We start from the raw sequence: 16328 nt of genomic DNA, 5'->3' as shown, positions 1-16328 counted from the left end.
ATCGGAATGGAAAGGGTGGACTCCTGAATCACCGGACAACAAGTGAGTGAACCATGACCAGATCACTGTCAGTGCAGCAGAACACATCTGAAGCGGCCCGGAGCTACCGGCCTGGCCGGATCCGGGAGCGGAACCGGGAAGCCATTCTGCAGGCGGCCGAGCAGGAGTTTGCCCTGCACGGCTACAAGGGCACCACCATCCAGAATATTGCTGAACGGGCCGGCTTGCCGAAGTCCAACGTGCTTTATTACTTCAGCAACAAAAAACGCATGTACAGCGCCATGTTCGACGACATTCTGCTGCGCTGGAACAAAGTATTCTCGGAAATAAAACCGGACGACGATCCGGCTACTGCACTGGAAACCTTTATTCGCACCAAGGTGAACATGTCGCAGCAATACCCGCTAGCGTCACGATTGTTTGCCATGGAAATCATTCAGGGCGCGCCCTTCTTGCTCGACCACCTGCGCACCAACATGCGCGAGTGGGTGCGGGGCAGGGCGTCGGTAATCCAGCACTGGATTGATGAGGGCAGGATGGCGCAGGTGGATCCGGTACAGCTGATTTTCCTGATCTGGTCGTCGACCCAGCATTATGCCGATTTTCAGGTGCAAATCCTGATGGTGGAAAACAAGGCAGAGTACGAGCCAAGGGACTTCGAGCATGCCGCGGATTTTCTTGTTGACGTTATTCTCAGAGGCTGTGGCCTGGAGCGACCTGGATGAATGAAGGTAAAACCTACCCAAGGGATATGCGCGGTTACGGTGAACATCCGCCCCACGCGCAGTGGCCCGGTAACGCCCGTATCGCGGTGCAGTTTGTGTTGAATTACGAAGAAGGCGGTGAGAACTGCGTGCTGCACGGCGACGAGCACTCGGAAACCTTTCTGTCCGACATCATCGGCGCCGCACCCTATCGTGACCGGCACCTGAGCATGGAATCGCTCTATGAGTACGGCTCCCGGGCCGGGGTCTGGCGGGTATTGCGGGAGTTTCGTCGCCGCGGGCTGCCGCTGACCGTATTCGGTGTGACCATGGCCATGGCCCGCAACCCGGAGGTGGTCAGAGCGTTTATTGAAGACGGCCACGAAATCGCCTGCCATGGCATGCGCTGGATTCACTATCAGGAGATGAGCGAGTCCGAAGAGCGGTGCTATATGCAGCTGGCCATAGAGCAGCACCAGGCACTCACCGGTGAGCGCCCGCAAGGCTGGTATACCGGCCGCGACAGCCCCAATACCCGGCGGCTGGTGGTCGAGGAGGGCGGCTTTCTGTACGACAGCGATTATTACGGTGATGACCTGCCGTTCTGGACACAGGTGATCGACTCCGCTGGCACACAGCAGCCCCACCTGGTGGTTCCCTACACCCTTGAAGCCAATGATATGCGCTTTGCCTCGCCCCAGGGCTTCAATACCGGCGAGCAGTTCTTCCAGTATTTAAAAGACAGTTTCGATGTGCTGTACGCCGAAGGCCTGGAAGCCCCGAAGATGCTGTCGGTGGGGCTGCATTGCCGGTTAATCGGACGGCCGGGAAAATTCCGCGCCCTGCAGCGATTTCTGGATTACCTGGAACAGCACGACCGGGTGTGGGTGTGCCGCCGGGTCGACATTGCCCGGCACTGGCGCACGCACCATCCCTTTGAGTCTCAACCTACCTCGAGTATCTGCCATGACTGATGTAGTGATTGCCCCGGTACCGGAAGGCCCGGAGTTTGCCCGGCTGGGACTGAACCTGGCGGACAGTTCTCTGGGAGCCGAAGTACTGGAAGTCACCGACGAGTTTTTTGCACCCCGGGCGCGAATGCTGGCACCTGGGCCGGCCGCTTTCTACCCTGACCGCTACGATGACCACGGCAAGTGGATGGACGGCTGGGAAACCCGCCGGCGCCGGACCACCGGCCATGACTGGTGCATTGTGCGGCTGGCCATGCTGGGGGTGCTGACCGGCGTGGACTTTGATACCAGTTTCTTTACCGGCAACTTCCCACCGGCGGCATCACTGGAAGCCTGTTACAGCCCTGAATCTGTGCCTGATGGCAACAGCGAGTGGGTTCCCCTGGTGCCGGCTACCGAGCTTGCCGGCAACGATCATCGGTTCTGCGCCATCACTTCTGACCGGCCCTGGACCCATGTGCGTTTGCATATCTACCCGGACGGTGGGCTTGCGCGCCTGCGGGTTTATGGCAGGCCCTGGATGGACTGGCGCCGGGCAGCCCCCAACCAATCCATCAACTTGCTGGCGCTGGAATGCGGTGCTGACCAGGTGGCCTGGAGCGACGCCCACTATGGTGAACCCCGAAAGCTGCTGCGCCCCGGGCGGGGCATCAATATGGGCGACGGCTGGGAAACACGGCGTAGGAGAGAACCAGGCAACGACTGGTGCATTCTGGCCCTCGGCCACAAAGGTATTCCGGAAAGCATCGAGGTAGATACTGCTCACTTCAAGGGCAACTTCCCGGCCGCCTGCTCGGTACAGGCCGCCTGTGTGGAAGCCGGGGCGGGCACGGCGGCGTCGCTGATCACCCAGAGCATGTTCTGGCCGACCTTGCTGGAGCCCCAACCCCTTGAGGCCGACGCCATACTTAAGTTCACGGATCTCAAGGAGCTTGGAGCCATTACCCACATTCGCTTCAACATGATTCCTGACGGCGGGGTGAGTCGGGTGCGGTTATTCGGGGAGCCGGTTCTGTGAGCGTGTTACGACTGATAGCGGTTGAGCGGCTTACCCGCGAAGCTTTTGAGCCCTTCGGTGATGTCATTGACACTCACGGCCCGGCACCTTTGTTGATTAATCAGGGGCGCACCGAGCGTTTCCACCAGCTGGCAGGTGCTGAGTGCCTGGGCGAGGGCGCCCGGGCTATCCTCTCCATTTTCCGGGGCCAGCCGCTTTTACCGTTGGAGATCCACATGATGGAACGACACCCCCTCGGGAGCCAGGCATTTGTGCCAATGAACGGTGGAGATTTCCTGGCGGTGGTGGCGCCCCCCGGCGACTTTAATGAAACGGAGGTTCGGGCTTTTTGGGCCAGGGGCGGGCAAGGCGTGAACTACCGGCCGGGCACCTGGCACGCGCCGCTACTGCCGCTGGCGGCTGACTCCGATTACCTGGTGGTGGATCGCGCCGGCCCGGGCGTTAACTGCGACGAAGTGCTGCTGAACACCCCCATACAACCGGTTTTGCCTGAGGAAGGTTCATGAATGAGTTACCTGTGATTTCACTACAAGGTTTGCGGAGCCCGGACCTGACCGAGCGCCAGGCAACGGCGGCAGAACTGGGGCGGGCCTGCAGGGATATCGGCTTTTTTTACGTCAGTGACCACGGCATCCCGGCGGAGGTCTGTGAGGGCGTATTTGATCTGGCCAGGCAGTTATTCCAGTTGCCAGCCGAGCAGAAGCAGCAGATGTCGATCAAGCGGTCGCCACACAATCGCGGCTATGTGGCGCTGGCGGATGAAAGATTGAACCCGCAAGCCGGCGCAGACCGGAAAGAGGCCTTTAATATAGGCACTGATTTCCCTGAAGATCACCCGGATGTACTGGCAGGAAAGCCGTTCCGGGGTGTTAATTTCTGGCCACCGATTGAGGGCTGGAAGGCCGGGGCGCTGGATTACTTTGCGGAATGCTTGGCGCTTGGCCGGTTGATCCATCGCGGCTTTAGCCTGGATCTCGGGCTGGCTGAAGACTTTTTCGAACCCCACCTGAAGCAGCCAATTGCAACCCTGAGAATGCTGCGTTATCCGCCGGGTTCGGATGTGCATGCCCGGGAAGATGCGGGGGCAGGCACTCATACCGATTATGGCAACATCACCATTCTGGCGACGGACGGTGTAGCGGGGCTTCAGGTGCGCAGCCGACAAGGGCACTGGCTGGAAGCTCCCCATGTTCCAGGCGCGTTTGTCTGTAACATTGGTGATTGCCTGATGCGCTGGACCAACGATATCTATCTCTCGACGCCACACAGGGTGAAGGTGCCAGACCAGGAGCGCTATTCAGTGGCCTTCTTTCTGGAAGTGGACCCGGATGCGGTGGTGGACCCCCGGGACATAAACGGAAGTGGGACGCCGAAGTATGAGCCGATCACCTGTTCGAACTATCTTGCGGGAAGGTTGAACGCCACCTACGAGCACAGGAAAGGGTAAGGGTTGTATTCTGGAGGTATGGAAAGGTCATTCAGTACAATGTGATCAGCCGAAGTGGCTAGCAGATTTAGTCCGCACTGAAGTCATAGGCAGCTCCTAACCAAGGGCTGCAGCGGACTGTTTTTCCGGCGCGCTACGCCTCCAAATCGGCCGCTGAGCCCGGGCGTTATTCCGAAATCTGAACGTTCGCTTTGCGACCAGGGCATCCTCTGAACCCAGCTAAACAAGAGCGAACATTCAAAAACGACCGAATTTGATCAAAAAGCGGACCTTTTCTTCGGCTGCGGGAGCTGGTTGCCTTCCCCACCCCCAATTCAATGAAAGACTCGCGGCCGTTGGAATACTTGGCAAAACGCAATCGGGCGGAGAACCCTAATTCGAGGAGCAACTAAAACAGAGATGTTTACAATCTATTTTATTTTGAGAATTCGATAAAAACGCGTAAACCGCTACAAGACTTAGTCGAAAAGCTGATTTTACCTTCATAGCGAGTCACTATATCTCGAACGATAGCAAGACCGAGACCGTGCCCGGGTGTTTGCTCGTCTAGTCGTAGCCCCCTCTGGCCCAAACTGGCTAAGTCTTTATGGTTAACCCCCGGGCCATCATCAGCAACAATTATTCGCTTAAAGCCACTGCCTTGTTCGAAGGACAGCTCTACGCATCTCGAAGACCATTTGCCAGCATTGTCAAGCAGGTTCCCCAACACTTCATTCAGATCATGTTCTTCTATCGGCCATCGGCTGTCTTCCGGCAGGGAACTCGATAGTTCAAACGACTTTTCGGGATATAGTCGACCGAGCATCCACAAAAGATCCCGTGCCTGTTTTATGGGGTAGGCGCTTTTTCCAATCTGGGGCCCTGCAAAACGGCTTCGACGCATTTCAGCTTCTAATTGCCTGTCGATATCGCTTAGTCGCTCCACCATCTGGCGCCTTAGATTGGTGTCGAGAGGACGTGTGTCGTCTTCCAGTATCTGCCGGACGGCTGCGATGGGGGTTTTGACGCTATGAGACAGGTTTGCGAGAGCGTCCCTGGAGCGCTCCAGTCGATGATCTAAGGAGTCCAGCAACTGATTTAGTTGAAGAACCAGCGGGTGGAACTCCTCTGGCGACTGAACGTTGATTCGGGAGATCTCTCCGTCCTGGAGTCTTTTTAATGCGGCTTTGAGTGTGACAACCGGTCGCATGGACATCGTGATTCCGAACCAGAGCACGGCGACCAAGAGCATAATCAACAGAACTGATACTACGGCGGTCCAGGCATGAAGTGCAGCTTGGCTGCGTTTCAGCGCACCCAGATCTTCAGAAACGATTACGACGATGGGTGTTTCACCGACCTGAAAAGACTTTCGGTAGGCGAGGATGTCTAAGGGAGTATCAGTGGTTTCGGCATCTTCTACGCGAACGGTTCCGTCTTCTTCGTTTTCAATCAGAGGCGTTAACAAGGGCTCCCAAGTATTGGGTGAAATGATGGTCTGTTCGGGTGTATGTATGGCAAAGGCATGATGAAAAACATCCTGGAAATAATCGCCCGTCTGGAGAGTGTCAACTTCACCATTCGCGTCGCGAATCTGGTGCTCAAGGAAAACGACTTCATCTTTCAGTCGGCTTTCAACGAATTCCCGAGACATTCGGTCGAGCAGCAAGCCATGGACCAACCACGCCACCCCCATTAGACCAATTCCGGCGGGCAGTAACAGCGCAAGCAAGGTTCCTTTTACGGACGCAGGCTTTTTAAGGAATCGCATTAAAAATGTACCCCTGGCCGCGTCGTGTTGAGATGGTTTCGCTGCCCACTAGCTTCCTTAACCTCCGAATATACGCCTCAATGACGTTTTCGCTCGGGCTATCATTCAAGTTGTAAAGCTGTTCCATTAGTTGTTCTTTGGAAAAGACGTGGCCAGGGCGGCTCATCAAACAACGTAGCAGCCGGAATTCGGTGCCGGTAAGTGTATGTTCCACGCCGTCGTCCATCTTGAGACTCTGGCGGTTTTCGTCCAGTTGAAAGCGGCCGGCTTTAACCTGAGCATGGACCCTTCCTTCACTTCGACGCACGAGTGCGTTGAGGCGTGCGATTAGCTCTTCTGTCTGAAAAGGTTTTGCCAGGTAATCGTCTGCCCCGGCTTTTAAGCCGTTAACCTTATCCTGCCAATCGCCTCTCGCGGTCAGAATCAAGACCGGACAGCTGACGTGATTCGTTCGCCACTTTCTCAATACGTCCAGCCCGTTGCCATCAGGTAGACCCAGGTCCAGAACAACAGCACGGTAATCCTCTTGCTCACCCAGAACGACGGCTTCTCGGGCACTGGGAGTTGTATCAACGCTGAAACCTGCTTTTCCCAACTGCCTGACCAGACCCTCAGCAAGCAAGCGGTCATCTTCGACGAGCAGTAAACGCATGAGTTTTTCCTTCTATGTATGGTCCGCGGTCGAAAGTGTGACTGATTAACCTGAATTCAGCCTGAACGGAAAATAGTTCGAGTTTTTCAGAAAGAATTCAGGTTAGTGAGAGAAGGTAACAACCGATTCTGGACATTGCTCAAGATTGGGGCTCAATCCGGCAGTGTTTTTCGAGCAATATTTTACAGAGGATAAAAAGATGAATGCATCAAAACTATTCGTAGCGGGTATGGCGCTTTCAATGTCGGCAACAGCGTTTGCGGCTGGCGCCCATGATGGTGGCCACGGGCACGGCGTTACAAGCGGTGAACCTGGCAAAGCGTCGGAGGCCAGCCGAACCATAACTGTCGAGATGTACGACAACTACTACGAACCCGAAGAAATCAGTGTAAAGCCGGGTGAAACCGTTCGCTTCGTGGTGGAGAACAAGGGAAACCTCGTCCATGAGTTCAATGTTGGCACTCCCGACATGCACGAAGCTCATCAAGAGGAAATGATGATGATGGTTGAGCATGGCGTCATCCAGGGCGGCAAGCTGAACCACGACATGATGAATATGGATATGGGGAATGGCCATTCCATGAAGCATGACGACCCGAACAGCGTGTTGCTGGAACCGGGCCAAAGTAAAGAAGTGGTATGGAAGTTCTCTGATAAAGGCAATATCGAATTTGCCTGCAACGTGCCGGGCCACTATCAGGCCGGGATGTACGGTGAGGTCAATTTCGAGTAACTCGCTTAACTGAGGTCCGCGAGCGCGGGGCTGAGACACGTTTCTCGGCCCGGCTTCAATGACGTGTAGTTCGGAGCAACACAGATGAAACCACGCTTTTTGACAGGGCTTTTGAGCCTGCTGATGCCAGCCATGGTTCTGGCCGGCGAATACGACCTTACGGTCGACCGGGTAAAAATTGATACCGGCGATTTTGTGAAGGAAGGCATTGGATACAACGGCGCATCTCCGGGACCGGTAATGCGTTTCAAGGAAGGCGAGAACGTCCGGATCAACGTGACCAACAACCTGGATGAGATGACGTCCATTCACTGGCACGGCCTGATCCTTCCTTTTAACCAGGACGGTGTGCCTGGTATCAGTTTCCCGGGCATCAAGCCGGGTGAAACCTTTACCTATGAGTTTCCTATCCAGCAGGCAGGCACCTACTGGTTCCACAGCCACTCTGGTTTTCAGGAGCCGGACGGCGCCTATGGTGCCATTGTCATCGAGCCCGAGGGCCGTGAGCCATTCCGCTACGATCGTGAATACGTGGTGCAGCTGACTGACAAGCACCCCCATTCCGGTGACCGCATCATGCGCAACCTGAAAATGATGCCGGATTACTACAACCGCGAGCAGCAAACTGTCGGCGAGTTTTTCTCGGACGTGTCAAAAAATGGCCTGATGAACACCGTCAGTGACCGTATGGCCTGGGGTGGCATGCGGATGATGAAAGCGGACGTTGAGGATATCCATGGCTTTACGGGCTTGATCAACGGCAAAGGCCCGGACCAGAACTGGACGGGACTCTTTGAGCCGGGCGAACGCATTCGGCTGCGATTCATCAACTCTTCGGCCATGACCTACTTTGATATCCGGATTCCTGGTCTGGATATGACCGTCGTTCAGGCCGATGGCAACAACGTTCAGCCCGTTAGTGTCGATGAATTCCGGATTGGTGTAGCGGAAACCTACGACGTGATCGTACGTCCGAAGGATGAGCAGGCGTACACCATCTTCGCCGAATCCATGGGACGTTCCGGATACGCCAGGGCAACACTGGCCCCCGAAGAGGGCATGGAAGCGGCAGTGCCGCAACTGCGTGAAGCTGCCCGACTGACCATGGCTGATATGGGCGGTATGCCTGGTATGGACCATGGCAGCATGGCGGGCATGGATCATGGGAACATGGATATGGACAGCTCAGAAGATATGTCCGGGATGGATCACTCCTCAATGGAGGGAATGGACCACTCCAACATGGACAGCATGGATCATTCCAACATGGAAGGCATGGATCATGGTTCCATGGCGATGGGAAAAGGCGGCCAAAGCGACCCCTTTTACGCCAAGGGAAGTGGCCTTGTACCCACGGCAGCCAATGGCGGCAAGTTCCTGTCCTATGCTGACCTGAAGGCCCAAGATCCACTGTATGAAGACCGCGAACCGACCCGGGAAATTGAGCTTCGTTTGACCGGCAATATGGAGCGTTATACCTGGAGCATTAATGGCGTCAAGTACGAAGACGCAGACCCAATTCGTCTCAAATACGGTGAGCGAGTTCGCTTCAAATTCGTGAACGAGACCATGATGACTCACCCTATGCACCTGCACGGTATGTGGTCCATTCTCGATGTTGGTGCAGACCAATGGAACCCGATCAAGCACACGGTCAGTGTGCAGCCAGGCACCACGGTTTACATGGAAACCGAGGTCGACGCGCCCGGCCAGTGGGCGTTCCACTGTCACCTGTCCTATCACGCGGCCGCTGGTATGTTCCGCAAGGTAATTATTGAAGGTGGGCCAGATTCAACGCAGGCCAAAACAGACGTGATTGCTGAAGATGGAGGTGAGGCATGAGTTGTATTCGATCACTTGTCGCCGTCAGTTTTCTTGCCTCTATTGGTGTCTCAACGGCGGTGACAGCTCAGGAAATGATTTCCGACACCACGGCTCGTAAACAGCCGCTCACAACCTGGGGCGTTCAATTCGAGGAATTTGAGTACCGCTACAGCGACGATGACGAGGAGCTGGGCGTCTGGAATGCGGATGCCTTCTATGGCACCGACGACTTTAAAGTCCGGCTGCTCACAACCGGGGAGTACGAGATAGAGGAGCAGGCCTACGAAACGCTGGAAAACCAGCTGGTCGGCCAGATCCCTATCTCCAAGTTCTTCGACGCCAAAGCGGGCGTGCGTTTCGATACGCCCGAGGGGCCGGACCGTACGTATGCGGTTCTCGGTGTGGCCGGGCTGGCGCCCCAATGGTTTGAGATCGATGCAAATCTGTATGTCAGCAAGGATGGCGATACGTCAGCTGAACTGGACGCTGAGTACGAATTGCTGTTCACCAACTACTGGATTCTGGCGGCAACGCTGGATGCCTCAGTAGCGTTCAGTGAGGATGAAGAGATCGGCGTCGGCAAGGGATTGGTTTCCACCGAAACCGGCCTCCGGCTCAGCTACGACCTGATCGACCGTGCGTTCTCACCCTACGTGGGTGTGGTGCACGAGCGTAAGTATGGCGATAGCGCCGACCTGGCCGAGGCGGACGGCGGTGGCACAGAAGACTGGTTTGCCGTGATCGGCGCTCGAATCGCATTCTGATGCTGATGGGCCATGGGGAAACCCACGGCCCTTTTTCGTCTATGATTTGATGTAACTCAAATCCACCGAAAGTCTGTGTCCATTTTCAGCCGCAGTTCAGATTGAAGTGTTTTGATACAGGGAGAAGTCATCAGGAAGAGAGGTGTTACCCCATGACCAAAGCACACAAAGCAACCAATCAGGAGCAGTTTTTGTTGCGCCGAAAAATGACCGTCGAGGGGCTTGGAGAGGATCAGTGGGAGGGGCTCATCCACGATCTGAATCACCACCCATGCGTTGATTTCGCCGAGCGTAAGCCAAATGGCACATTGCAGGTGACGTACGATGGAACCCACTGGTCCGTCGATGAATTACTGGAACTGATCAAGGCTTACGGTGGCCGATTGAAAACCGGATGGTGGACCCGGCGCAAACTGGCCTGGTACCGGTTTACCGACGACAACGTCCGGGCAAATGCCAAGCATGAGCCGTTCTGCTGTTCCAAGATTCCACCCATGAAAAAATAACAGGAGGTTGAATGAACAGGGAGGAAGATCGAACTACCCGCTACCAGGAGGGCAGTCTCACTTTACCAGGGACAGTCATGCTGGGTACCGGCGTCATGATTGGCGCCGGTATTTTTGCACTTACCGGGCAGATGGCCCAGATGGCCGGGGCTCTTTTTCCACTGGCCTTTCTCGCGGCAGCAATCGTTGTGTCGTTCAGCGCCTACTCCTATATCAAGATTTCCAATGCCTACCCATCGGCGGGTGGTATTGGCATGTATCTTCATAAGGCTTATGGGGACAAGCTGGCAACGGCATTTAACGCGCTATTGATGTATTTCTCCATGGTGATTGCCCAGAGCTTCCTGGCTCGAACATTCGGGTCATACACCATGCAATTGTTCGGCGGCGATGAAAGCGGGCGCATGGTTTCCATCCTGGGTGTGTCGCTGATTGTTGCGGCATTCCTGATCAACTTGCTTGGTAACCGCTGGATTCAGGGCACAGCGTCGTTGATCGGGATGCTCAAGATTGGCGGCATTCTTGTCTTCGGGCTGGTAGGCGTGTGGCTGGCCGACAGCCTCGCTGTAGATTTTTCCCAAAGCGGTGAAGCAGGCACCTTCGGTAACTTCCTGGGCGCAACGGCTCTGGGCATACTGGCCTTCAAGGGGTTTACCACCATTACCAACAGCGGCTCCGAGGTGAAAGACCCGCATCGCAACGTCGGTCGCGCCATTGTCATCTCCATTGCCGCCTGCGTTGTGCTCTACACACTGGTGGGGTTCGCCGTTTCGAGTAATTTATCCCTAGCCGAAATCATTGAAACCCAGGACTATTCTCTAGCTGCTGCAGCGCGCCCGGCACTGGGTGATTACGGCCTGTGGTTCACAGTTGTGCTCGCCATGATGGCAACGGCCGGAGGCATTCTCGCAAGTATTTTTGCAGTCTCTCGCATGCTGGCCATGCTGACCGAGATGAAGCTGGTGCCCCATAGCCACTTTGGAATGCCTGGCAGCATCCAGAAACACACTCTTGTATACACCGTGGTGCTCGGCCTGGTTCTGACCGCTTTCTTCGATCTATCAAGAATTGCAGCACTGGGCATTGTGTTTTATCTGATCATGGATATATCCATTCATTGGGGCGTGCTGCGCTACCTGCATCAGGATGTGAAGGCTGCGAGATGGGTACCAGCGGTGGCGATCATCCTGGATTTAATGATTCTGGGCGGCTTTGTGTGGGTCAAGCTGAACACCGACCCCTTTGTAATAGGCGTGGCGGTGGCCACAATGGTTGTAATAGCGGTTGCCGAGCAGATATTCCTGAAGTCGTCCGCTAGAAGAAAGTCGCTAAACAGTGATGAATCTCATGAACACCATCACTGACTTTCAACACGCAAATCGGAGGGTAACCCCATGATGGAAGGGGATATGTTTGGGAATACAATGTGGGCAGGGCATTGGCTATGGATGCTGGTCATCGCCATTGTCGTGGTCATACCCGCGTGGCGGATCTGTCAGCGTACCGGTTACCCCGGTTGGATGGGAATATTGATCCTTATACCGATGGTAAACCTGGTTCTTCTATATTTCGTTGCGTTTGCGGATTGGCCGGCAGATAAAGCAGGAGCGCGTAATGAGTGAGCATCACGATGAACACGCTGTTAAAGACCCGGTTTGCGGAATGTCTGTAGACCCCCATGCCGCGGAGCATCGCAGCCGGCATGCTGGCAAAAACTGGTATTTCTGTTCTTCCCGATGTCAGACGAAGTTTGATGAAAGCCCGGATAAATACCTCGGGGAGAAACAGGAGCCTGCGGAGCCGGTAGCCCCCGGAACCATGTACACTTGCCCGATGCACCCGGAGATTCGTCAGCAAGGGCCTGGAGATTGCCCGATTTGCGGCATGGGCCTGGAGCCGGAACAAGTGAGCCTCGACGACGGGCCTTCGGCAGAGCTTACGGATATGACTCGTCGATTCTGGATTGGACTGCTTCTCGCATTTCCGGTGTTGTTGCTTGAAATGGGCGGCCACCTCACAGGCCTCGATCACATCCTGTCGCCGCAAACTTCTAACTGGATTCAGTTGGTGCTGGCAACGCCTGTTGTTGTCTGGAGTGGTTGGCCGTTCTTTGTGCGAGGCTGGAAATCAGTTCTCAGCCGCAACCTGAACATGTTCACGTTGATCGCAATGGGTACTGGCGTTGCGCTGATCTATAGCCTTGTCGCGACTTTGGTTCCACAGATTTTCCCCGATGCTTTCCGCCAGGTGGATGGCTCGGTCGCCGTTTATTTCGAAGCAGCTGCCGTTATTGTGGTGCTTGTGTTGCTTGGGCAAGTGCTGGAACTCCGTGCTCGAGAGAAAACCTCGGGTGCGATAAAAGCCCTGCTGGATCTGGCCCCGGCCACGGCAAGAAAGCTGGACGATGACGGGGGTGAGTCCGACGTTTCTCTTGATCAGGTGAAGGTCGGTGATCGTTTGCGAGTACGCCCGGGCGACAAAGTGCCATTGGATGGAGAGATTCTTGAGGGGCGCTCCAATGTCGACGAATCCCTGGTGACGGGTGAACCCCTGGCTGTGAGCAAGCAGACGGGTGATCAGGTGATTGGTGGCAGCATGAACCAGCAAGGCGGCTTCATCATGCGAGCTGACAAAGTCGGGCGCGACACCATGCTGTCGCAGATTGTGCAGATGGTGGCCAACGCACAGCGCAGCCGTGCGCCGATTCAGGCATTGGTAGACAAAGTGTCCGGCTGGTTTGTTCCAGTGGTCATCGTGATCGCCGTTATTGCCTTTATTGTCTGGTCCGTCGTCGGGCCAACGCCTCCAATGGCCTATGGCCTTATTGCAGCGGTGAGCGTGCTGATTATTGCGTGCCCATGCGCTCTTGGTCTGGCGACGCCTATGTCAATCATGGTTGGCGTAGGGCGGGGCGCACAAAATGGTGTGTTGATCCGTGATGCCGAAGCGCTTGAGCGTATGGAGAAGGTCGATACGGTGGTGGTCGATAAAACCGGCACACTGACCGAAGGTAAGCCCAAGGTGACGAAACTGGTTCCGGCAAACGGCTTCAGTGAGGAAGATCTGATGCGATATGCCGGTGGCCTGGAGAAGGGCAGTGAGCACCCACTGGCCCATGCGATTCTTGATAAAGCCAAAGCCATGGAACTTGCCTTGCCGGATGCAGAGGATTTTGATTCGCCCAATGGTAAAGGCGTAACTGGCAAGATTGATGGGAAAAGCGTTCTGATTGGTAACCGGCTGTTGATGGAATCACAAGGCGTCGATACCTCTGCTTTTGAAGAAAAGGCAGACCAGTTGCGTGTGGATGGCGCCACGGTGATATTCACCGCGGTGGAAGACCGGATTTGTGGGTTGATCGCCATTGCAGATCCAATCAAAGAAACCACCGAAGCGGCTATAACTGCGTTGCAGAAGGACGGCATCCGCGTGGTTATGCTGACAGGGGACAACCGAACCTCTGCCGAAGCCGTCGCTCGCAAGCTCCATATTGATGAAGTCGAAGCAGAAGTGCTGCCAGAGGACAAAGCGAAGATCGTTCAGCGGTTCAAGGATCAGGGCCGTATCGTGGTCATGGCCGGAGATGGCGTGAACGACGCACCGGCGCTGGCAACGGCCGATGTGGGCATTGCCATGGGTACCGGCACAGATGTGGCGATTGAAAGCGCGGGCGTAACCCTTTTGCGTGGGGATCTGATGGGTATTGTGGAAGCGCGCCACTTATCAATCGCGACCATGCGCAACATACGGCAGAACCTGTTCTTCGCCTTCATTTATAACGCGGCTGGCATACCGATTGCCGCCGGTGTGCTCTACCCGGTCGCAGGGATTCTGTTATCACCGATTTTTGCTGCTGCTGCGATGTCACTGTCTTCAGTCAGTGTCATTGCCAATGCGCTGCGTTTGAGGGTGGTTAAGCTTAAATAAACACGGTTTGAGTCTTTCCCAGTGGAACGTGTAACGGCACCCCAAGCCGCCTTGGCTTGGGGGTGCGCAAAAGATCTGAGGCACAAAACATGATGCGTAAGGTAAAGATTTCCTTGGGTGTTCTTATGATTGGATTTATCAGCGGTTGCAGTGATGGGACTGTGGATGGGCGCTGGTATACCCAGGCGCAAGTCGAGCGTGGATCACCCGTGTTCGACAACAACTGCGCAAGCTGTCATGGATCCAACGCTCAAGGCGCCTTCAATTGGAGAAAGCGGCTAGCGGATGGTTCCTTTCCGCCGCCGCCACTCAACGGAACAGGCCACGCCTGGCACCATCCATTCGACATGCTGATGGGCACAATCGCTCAAGGTGGCGCTCCCATGGGCGGACAAATGCCTGCCTTCGGAGGTATACTTTCTAAAGACGATCAAAAAGCCGCTATCGCCTTCTTCCAGAGCAAATGGGATAAGCGGATATATGATGCATGGTTTGAAAGGAGCGGGATGTAAGCTTTAGGGAGACTCTGAATAAGTCTCAAAATCAGCGATAATACGACCATCGCCAACCGCTTAGGATTCGTTGCCGCCATGGATCAGATGACCTTTTCCGAAGCCGAGTACCAGAACAAGAAGCGCAAGACCCGCCGCGAGATCTTTCTGGAACGGATGGACAAGCTGATTCCCTGGAAGCAATTGGAGAAGAAGGTAGCCCGTTGTTACCCCAAGGGCCAGAACGGACGGCCTCCGTATCCGCTGTCTGCCATGCTGCGAGTTCACTGCATGCAGCTGTTCTATAACCTGAGCGATCCGGCCATGGAAGACGCTTTGTACGAGATCGAATCCATGCGGCACTTCGCTGGCCTGAAGCTGGATCGCTTGCCGGACGAGACCACTATTCTTAACTTCCGGCATTTCCTGGAGCAGCACGGTCTTGGCAAGGCACTGTTTAAAGAGGTGAACAAACACCTGGAGAAGAACGGCCTGATGTTGCGCGAAGGCAGCATCGTAGATGCCACCATCATCTCTGCGCCCAGCTCCACTAAAAACGAAAAGGGCGAACGAGATCCGGAAATGCATCAAACCTGCAAGGGCAGCCAGTGGCACTTCGGCATGAAAATGCACATCGGCGTTGACGACACCCTCGGACTGATTCACAGCATCGACACCACGGCGGCCAATGTTCACGACATCGTGCCCACCGGTAAGCTGTTGCACGGAGAAGAGCAACGAGTTTTCGGCGACGCCGGTTACCTTGGCATTCAAAAGCGGGATGAGCATAAGCACCGCGAGAACGTCTCCTGGTACATTGCCAAAAGGCCTGGCACCCGGAAGAAGCTGGATGCCAATAAGCTGAAAGCCGAGAAAATCAAAGCCAGTGTTCGTGCCAAGGTCGAGCATCCGTTCCGCTACATCAAGCAGGTCTTCGGCTACAGCAAAGTCCGCTATCGCGGTCTTGCCAAAAACAACAACCGGCTGCATTTGCTGGCCGCGTTCAGCAACCTGCTTATTGGTGAAAAATACATGCTGGCGTAGGGCCAGTGCGCCTGTTTTTCGCCAAAATGGCGGGAAATGGGCAAGAGACATACAAATAACGGGAGAATAGCGTCTGAAACTTCCGATTTTTGCTGATTTAAACCTACATCGGCAAAAAGCAGCGGTTATTCAGACCTTCCTTAGCTTTTGGGAAAATTTAGTCTATTCGACCCTTTTAAATATAAAATAAAAAGCCACGTTTTTAACGTGGCTTTTTCGCTGCTAATATTTTCAGTGTTTGAGAGCGTGGATTCCAAACTTCTTATACTTTATGAATCATGATGGCTCTTTAACTTCGCTGCACTCATTTTCATATGCATTTTTTTATGCTGATTTTCCATATCTGACTTGCTCATATTCATTTTCATCTGCTCATGATGATTGGTCATTGCGCCAGTATCCATAGTGCTCTCAGTTGTTTTGTGCGGATAGCTTCGCGCCTCGTTGAACCGGTCGGCCAAGCCAGAGTTAGCAAATGCCATAGTGGAGAACAAAGC

16 protein-coding genes and 1 pseudogene are annotated in these 16328 nt (G+C 54.9%); 14 read left to right on the top strand and 3 right to left on the bottom strand.

What is annotated here, in order from left to right:
* Positions 1–53: 53 nt before the first annotated feature.
* From LWH94_RS10940 to LWH94_RS10920, 5 genes are read left to right on the top strand one after another with little or no spacing between them, the layout of a single operon-like run.
* Positions 54–725, top strand: a complete 672-nt coding sequence (locus LWH94_RS10940; RefSeq protein ID WP_232902239.1) for a TetR/AcrR family transcriptional regulator — start codon at positions 54–56, stop codon at positions 723–725.
* A complete protein-coding gene (gene puuE / locus LWH94_RS10935; protein ID WP_199457935.1) occupies positions 722–1678 on the top strand; it encodes an allantoinase PuuE in 957 nt (318 codons plus the stop codon). The genes LWH94_RS10940 and puuE overlap by 4 nt, the downstream gene beginning before the upstream one ends.
* Positions 1671–2693 carry an allantoicase gene (gene alc / locus LWH94_RS10930; RefSeq protein WP_232902238.1) on the top strand — a complete coding sequence of 341 codons (1023 nt, stop codon included), beginning with the start codon at positions 1671–1673 and terminating at the stop codon, positions 2691–2693. The genes puuE and alc overlap by 8 nt, the downstream gene beginning before the upstream one ends.
* On the top strand, positions 2690–3199 hold the full coding sequence (locus LWH94_RS10925) for an ureidoglycolate lyase (protein ID WP_232902237.1): 510 nt from the start codon (positions 2690–2692) through the stop codon (positions 3197–3199). The genes alc and LWH94_RS10925 overlap by 4 nt, the downstream gene beginning before the upstream one ends.
* A complete protein-coding gene (locus LWH94_RS10920; RefSeq protein ID WP_232902236.1) occupies positions 3196–4140 on the top strand; it encodes an isopenicillin N synthase family dioxygenase in 945 nt (314 codons plus the stop codon). The genes LWH94_RS10925 and LWH94_RS10920 overlap by 4 nt, the downstream gene beginning before the upstream one ends.
* Positions 4141–4555: 415 nt before the next feature.
* Here the strand turns inward: LWH94_RS10920 and LWH94_RS10915 are convergent, their stop codons facing one another.
* Positions 4556–5890, bottom strand: coding sequence for an ATP-binding protein (locus LWH94_RS10915; protein ID WP_232902235.1), 1335 nt, complete (start codon positions 5888–5890; stop codon positions 4556–4558).
* Entirely contained in the window at positions 5877–6542 is a 666-nt protein-coding gene (locus tag LWH94_RS10910; RefSeq protein WP_232902234.1) for a response regulator transcription factor, read from the bottom strand. Before LWH94_RS10910 ends, LWH94_RS10915 begins: the two co-directional genes overlap by 14 nt.
* 199 nt (positions 6543–6741) lie before the next feature.
* On the opposite strand from LWH94_RS10910, the gene LWH94_RS10905 reads away from it, so the two are divergent.
* From LWH94_RS10905 to LWH94_RS10865, 9 genes are all read left to right on the top strand, one after another.
* A complete protein-coding gene (locus tag LWH94_RS10905; RefSeq protein ID WP_232902233.1) occupies positions 6742–7275 on the top strand; it encodes a cupredoxin domain-containing protein in 534 nt (177 codons plus the stop codon).
* Positions 7276–7359: 84 nt separating this feature from the next.
* Positions 7360–9117 (top strand): copper resistance system multicopper oxidase, encoded by a 1758-nt coding sequence (locus LWH94_RS10900; RefSeq protein WP_232902232.1) that lies wholly within the window; start codon positions 7360–7362, stop codon positions 9115–9117.
* The gene (locus LWH94_RS10895; RefSeq protein WP_232902231.1) at positions 9114–9863 is read left to right on the top strand and encodes a copper resistance protein B; all 750 of its coding nucleotides are present in this window, start codon (positions 9114–9116) and stop codon (positions 9861–9863) included. Before LWH94_RS10900 ends, LWH94_RS10895 begins: the two co-directional genes overlap by 4 nt.
* Positions 9864–10015: 152 nt before the next feature.
* Positions 10016–10369 (top strand): hypothetical protein, encoded by a 354-nt coding sequence (locus LWH94_RS10890; RefSeq protein ID WP_048496392.1) that lies wholly within the window; start codon positions 10016–10018, stop codon positions 10367–10369.
* 11 nt (positions 10370–10380) lie between these two features.
* A complete protein-coding gene (locus tag LWH94_RS10885; RefSeq protein ID WP_232902230.1) occupies positions 10381–11733 on the top strand; it encodes an APC family permease in 1353 nt (450 codons plus the stop codon).
* 30 nt (positions 11734–11763) lie between these two features.
* Positions 11764–11991: a hypothetical protein gene (locus tag LWH94_RS10880; protein WP_200204630.1), complete on the top strand. Its 228-nt coding sequence runs from the start codon at positions 11764–11766 to the stop codon at positions 11989–11991.
* Positions 11984–14296 carry a heavy metal translocating P-type ATPase gene (locus LWH94_RS10875; protein ID WP_232902229.1) on the top strand — a complete coding sequence of 771 codons (2313 nt, stop codon included), beginning with the start codon at positions 11984–11986 and terminating at the stop codon, positions 14294–14296. Before LWH94_RS10880 ends, LWH94_RS10875 begins: the two co-directional genes overlap by 8 nt.
* Positions 14297–14385: 89 nt before the next feature.
* The gene (locus LWH94_RS10870) at positions 14386–14808 is read left to right on the top strand and encodes a c-type cytochrome (RefSeq protein ID WP_232902228.1); all 423 of its coding nucleotides are present in this window, start codon (positions 14386–14388) and stop codon (positions 14806–14808) included.
* A gap of 78 nt (positions 14809–14886) precedes the next feature.
* Positions 14887–15831, top strand: a complete 945-nt coding sequence (locus tag LWH94_RS10865) for an IS5 family transposase (RefSeq protein WP_232902227.1) — start codon at positions 14887–14889, stop codon at positions 15829–15831.
* 269 nt (positions 15832–16100) lie between these two features.
* Here the strand turns inward: LWH94_RS10865 and LWH94_RS10860 are convergent.
* A pseudogene (locus tag LWH94_RS10860) lies at positions 16101–16328 on the bottom strand (hypothetical protein); the annotation flags it as partial.

The organism is Marinobacter sp. G11 (assembly GCF_021282325.1).
Classification (GTDB): Bacteria; Pseudomonadota; Gammaproteobacteria; order Pseudomonadales; family Oleiphilaceae; genus Marinobacter; species Marinobacter vinifirmus.
This window is presented reverse-complemented; position numbering and strand designations above follow the sequence as displayed.

What these genes read in the sequence shown, in the direction of transcription:
- LWH94_RS10940 (WP_232902239.1), top strand. Translation starts at nt 54, where the DNA reads ATGACCAGATCACTGTCAGTGCAGCAGAACACATCTGAAGCGGCCCGG.
- LWH94_RS10890 (WP_048496392.1), top strand. Translation starts at nt 10,016, where the DNA reads ATGACCAAAGCACACAAAGCAACCAATCAGGAGCAGTTTTTGTTGCGC.
- LWH94_RS10920 (WP_232902236.1), top strand. Translation starts at nt 3,196, where the DNA reads ATGAATGAGTTACCTGTGATTTCACTACAAGGTTTGCGGAGCCCGGAC.
- LWH94_RS10915 (WP_232902235.1), bottom strand. Translation starts at nt 5,890, where the DNA reads ATGCGATTCCTTAAAAAGCCTGCGTCCGTAAAAGGAACCTTGCTTGCG.
- LWH94_RS10880 (WP_200204630.1), top strand. Translation starts at nt 11,764, where the DNA reads ATGATGGAAGGGGATATGTTTGGGAATACAATGTGGGCAGGGCATTGG.
- LWH94_RS10875 (WP_232902229.1), top strand. Translation starts at nt 11,984, where the DNA reads ATGAGTGAGCATCACGATGAACACGCTGTTAAAGACCCGGTTTGCGGA.
- LWH94_RS10865 (WP_232902227.1), top strand. Translation starts at nt 14,887, where the DNA reads ATGGATCAGATGACCTTTTCCGAAGCCGAGTACCAGAACAAGAAGCGC.
- LWH94_RS10910 (WP_232902234.1), bottom strand. Translation starts at nt 6,542, where the DNA reads ATGCGTTTACTGCTCGTCGAAGATGACCGCTTGCTTGCTGAGGGTCTG.
- puuE (WP_199457935.1), top strand. Translation starts at nt 722, where the DNA reads ATGAATGAAGGTAAAACCTACCCAAGGGATATGCGCGGTTACGGTGAA.
- LWH94_RS10895 (WP_232902231.1), top strand. Translation starts at nt 9,114, where the DNA reads ATGAGTTGTATTCGATCACTTGTCGCCGTCAGTTTTCTTGCCTCTATT.
- LWH94_RS10885 (WP_232902230.1), top strand. Translation starts at nt 10,381, where the DNA reads ATGAACAGGGAGGAAGATCGAACTACCCGCTACCAGGAGGGCAGTCTC.
- LWH94_RS10905 (WP_232902233.1), top strand. Translation starts at nt 6,742, where the DNA reads ATGAATGCATCAAAACTATTCGTAGCGGGTATGGCGCTTTCAATGTCG.
- LWH94_RS10900 (WP_232902232.1), top strand. Translation starts at nt 7,360, where the DNA reads ATGAAACCACGCTTTTTGACAGGGCTTTTGAGCCTGCTGATGCCAGCC.
- alc (WP_232902238.1), top strand. Translation starts at nt 1,671, where the DNA reads ATGACTGATGTAGTGATTGCCCCGGTACCGGAAGGCCCGGAGTTTGCC.
- LWH94_RS10870 (WP_232902228.1), top strand. Translation starts at nt 14,386, where the DNA reads ATGATGCGTAAGGTAAAGATTTCCTTGGGTGTTCTTATGATTGGATTT.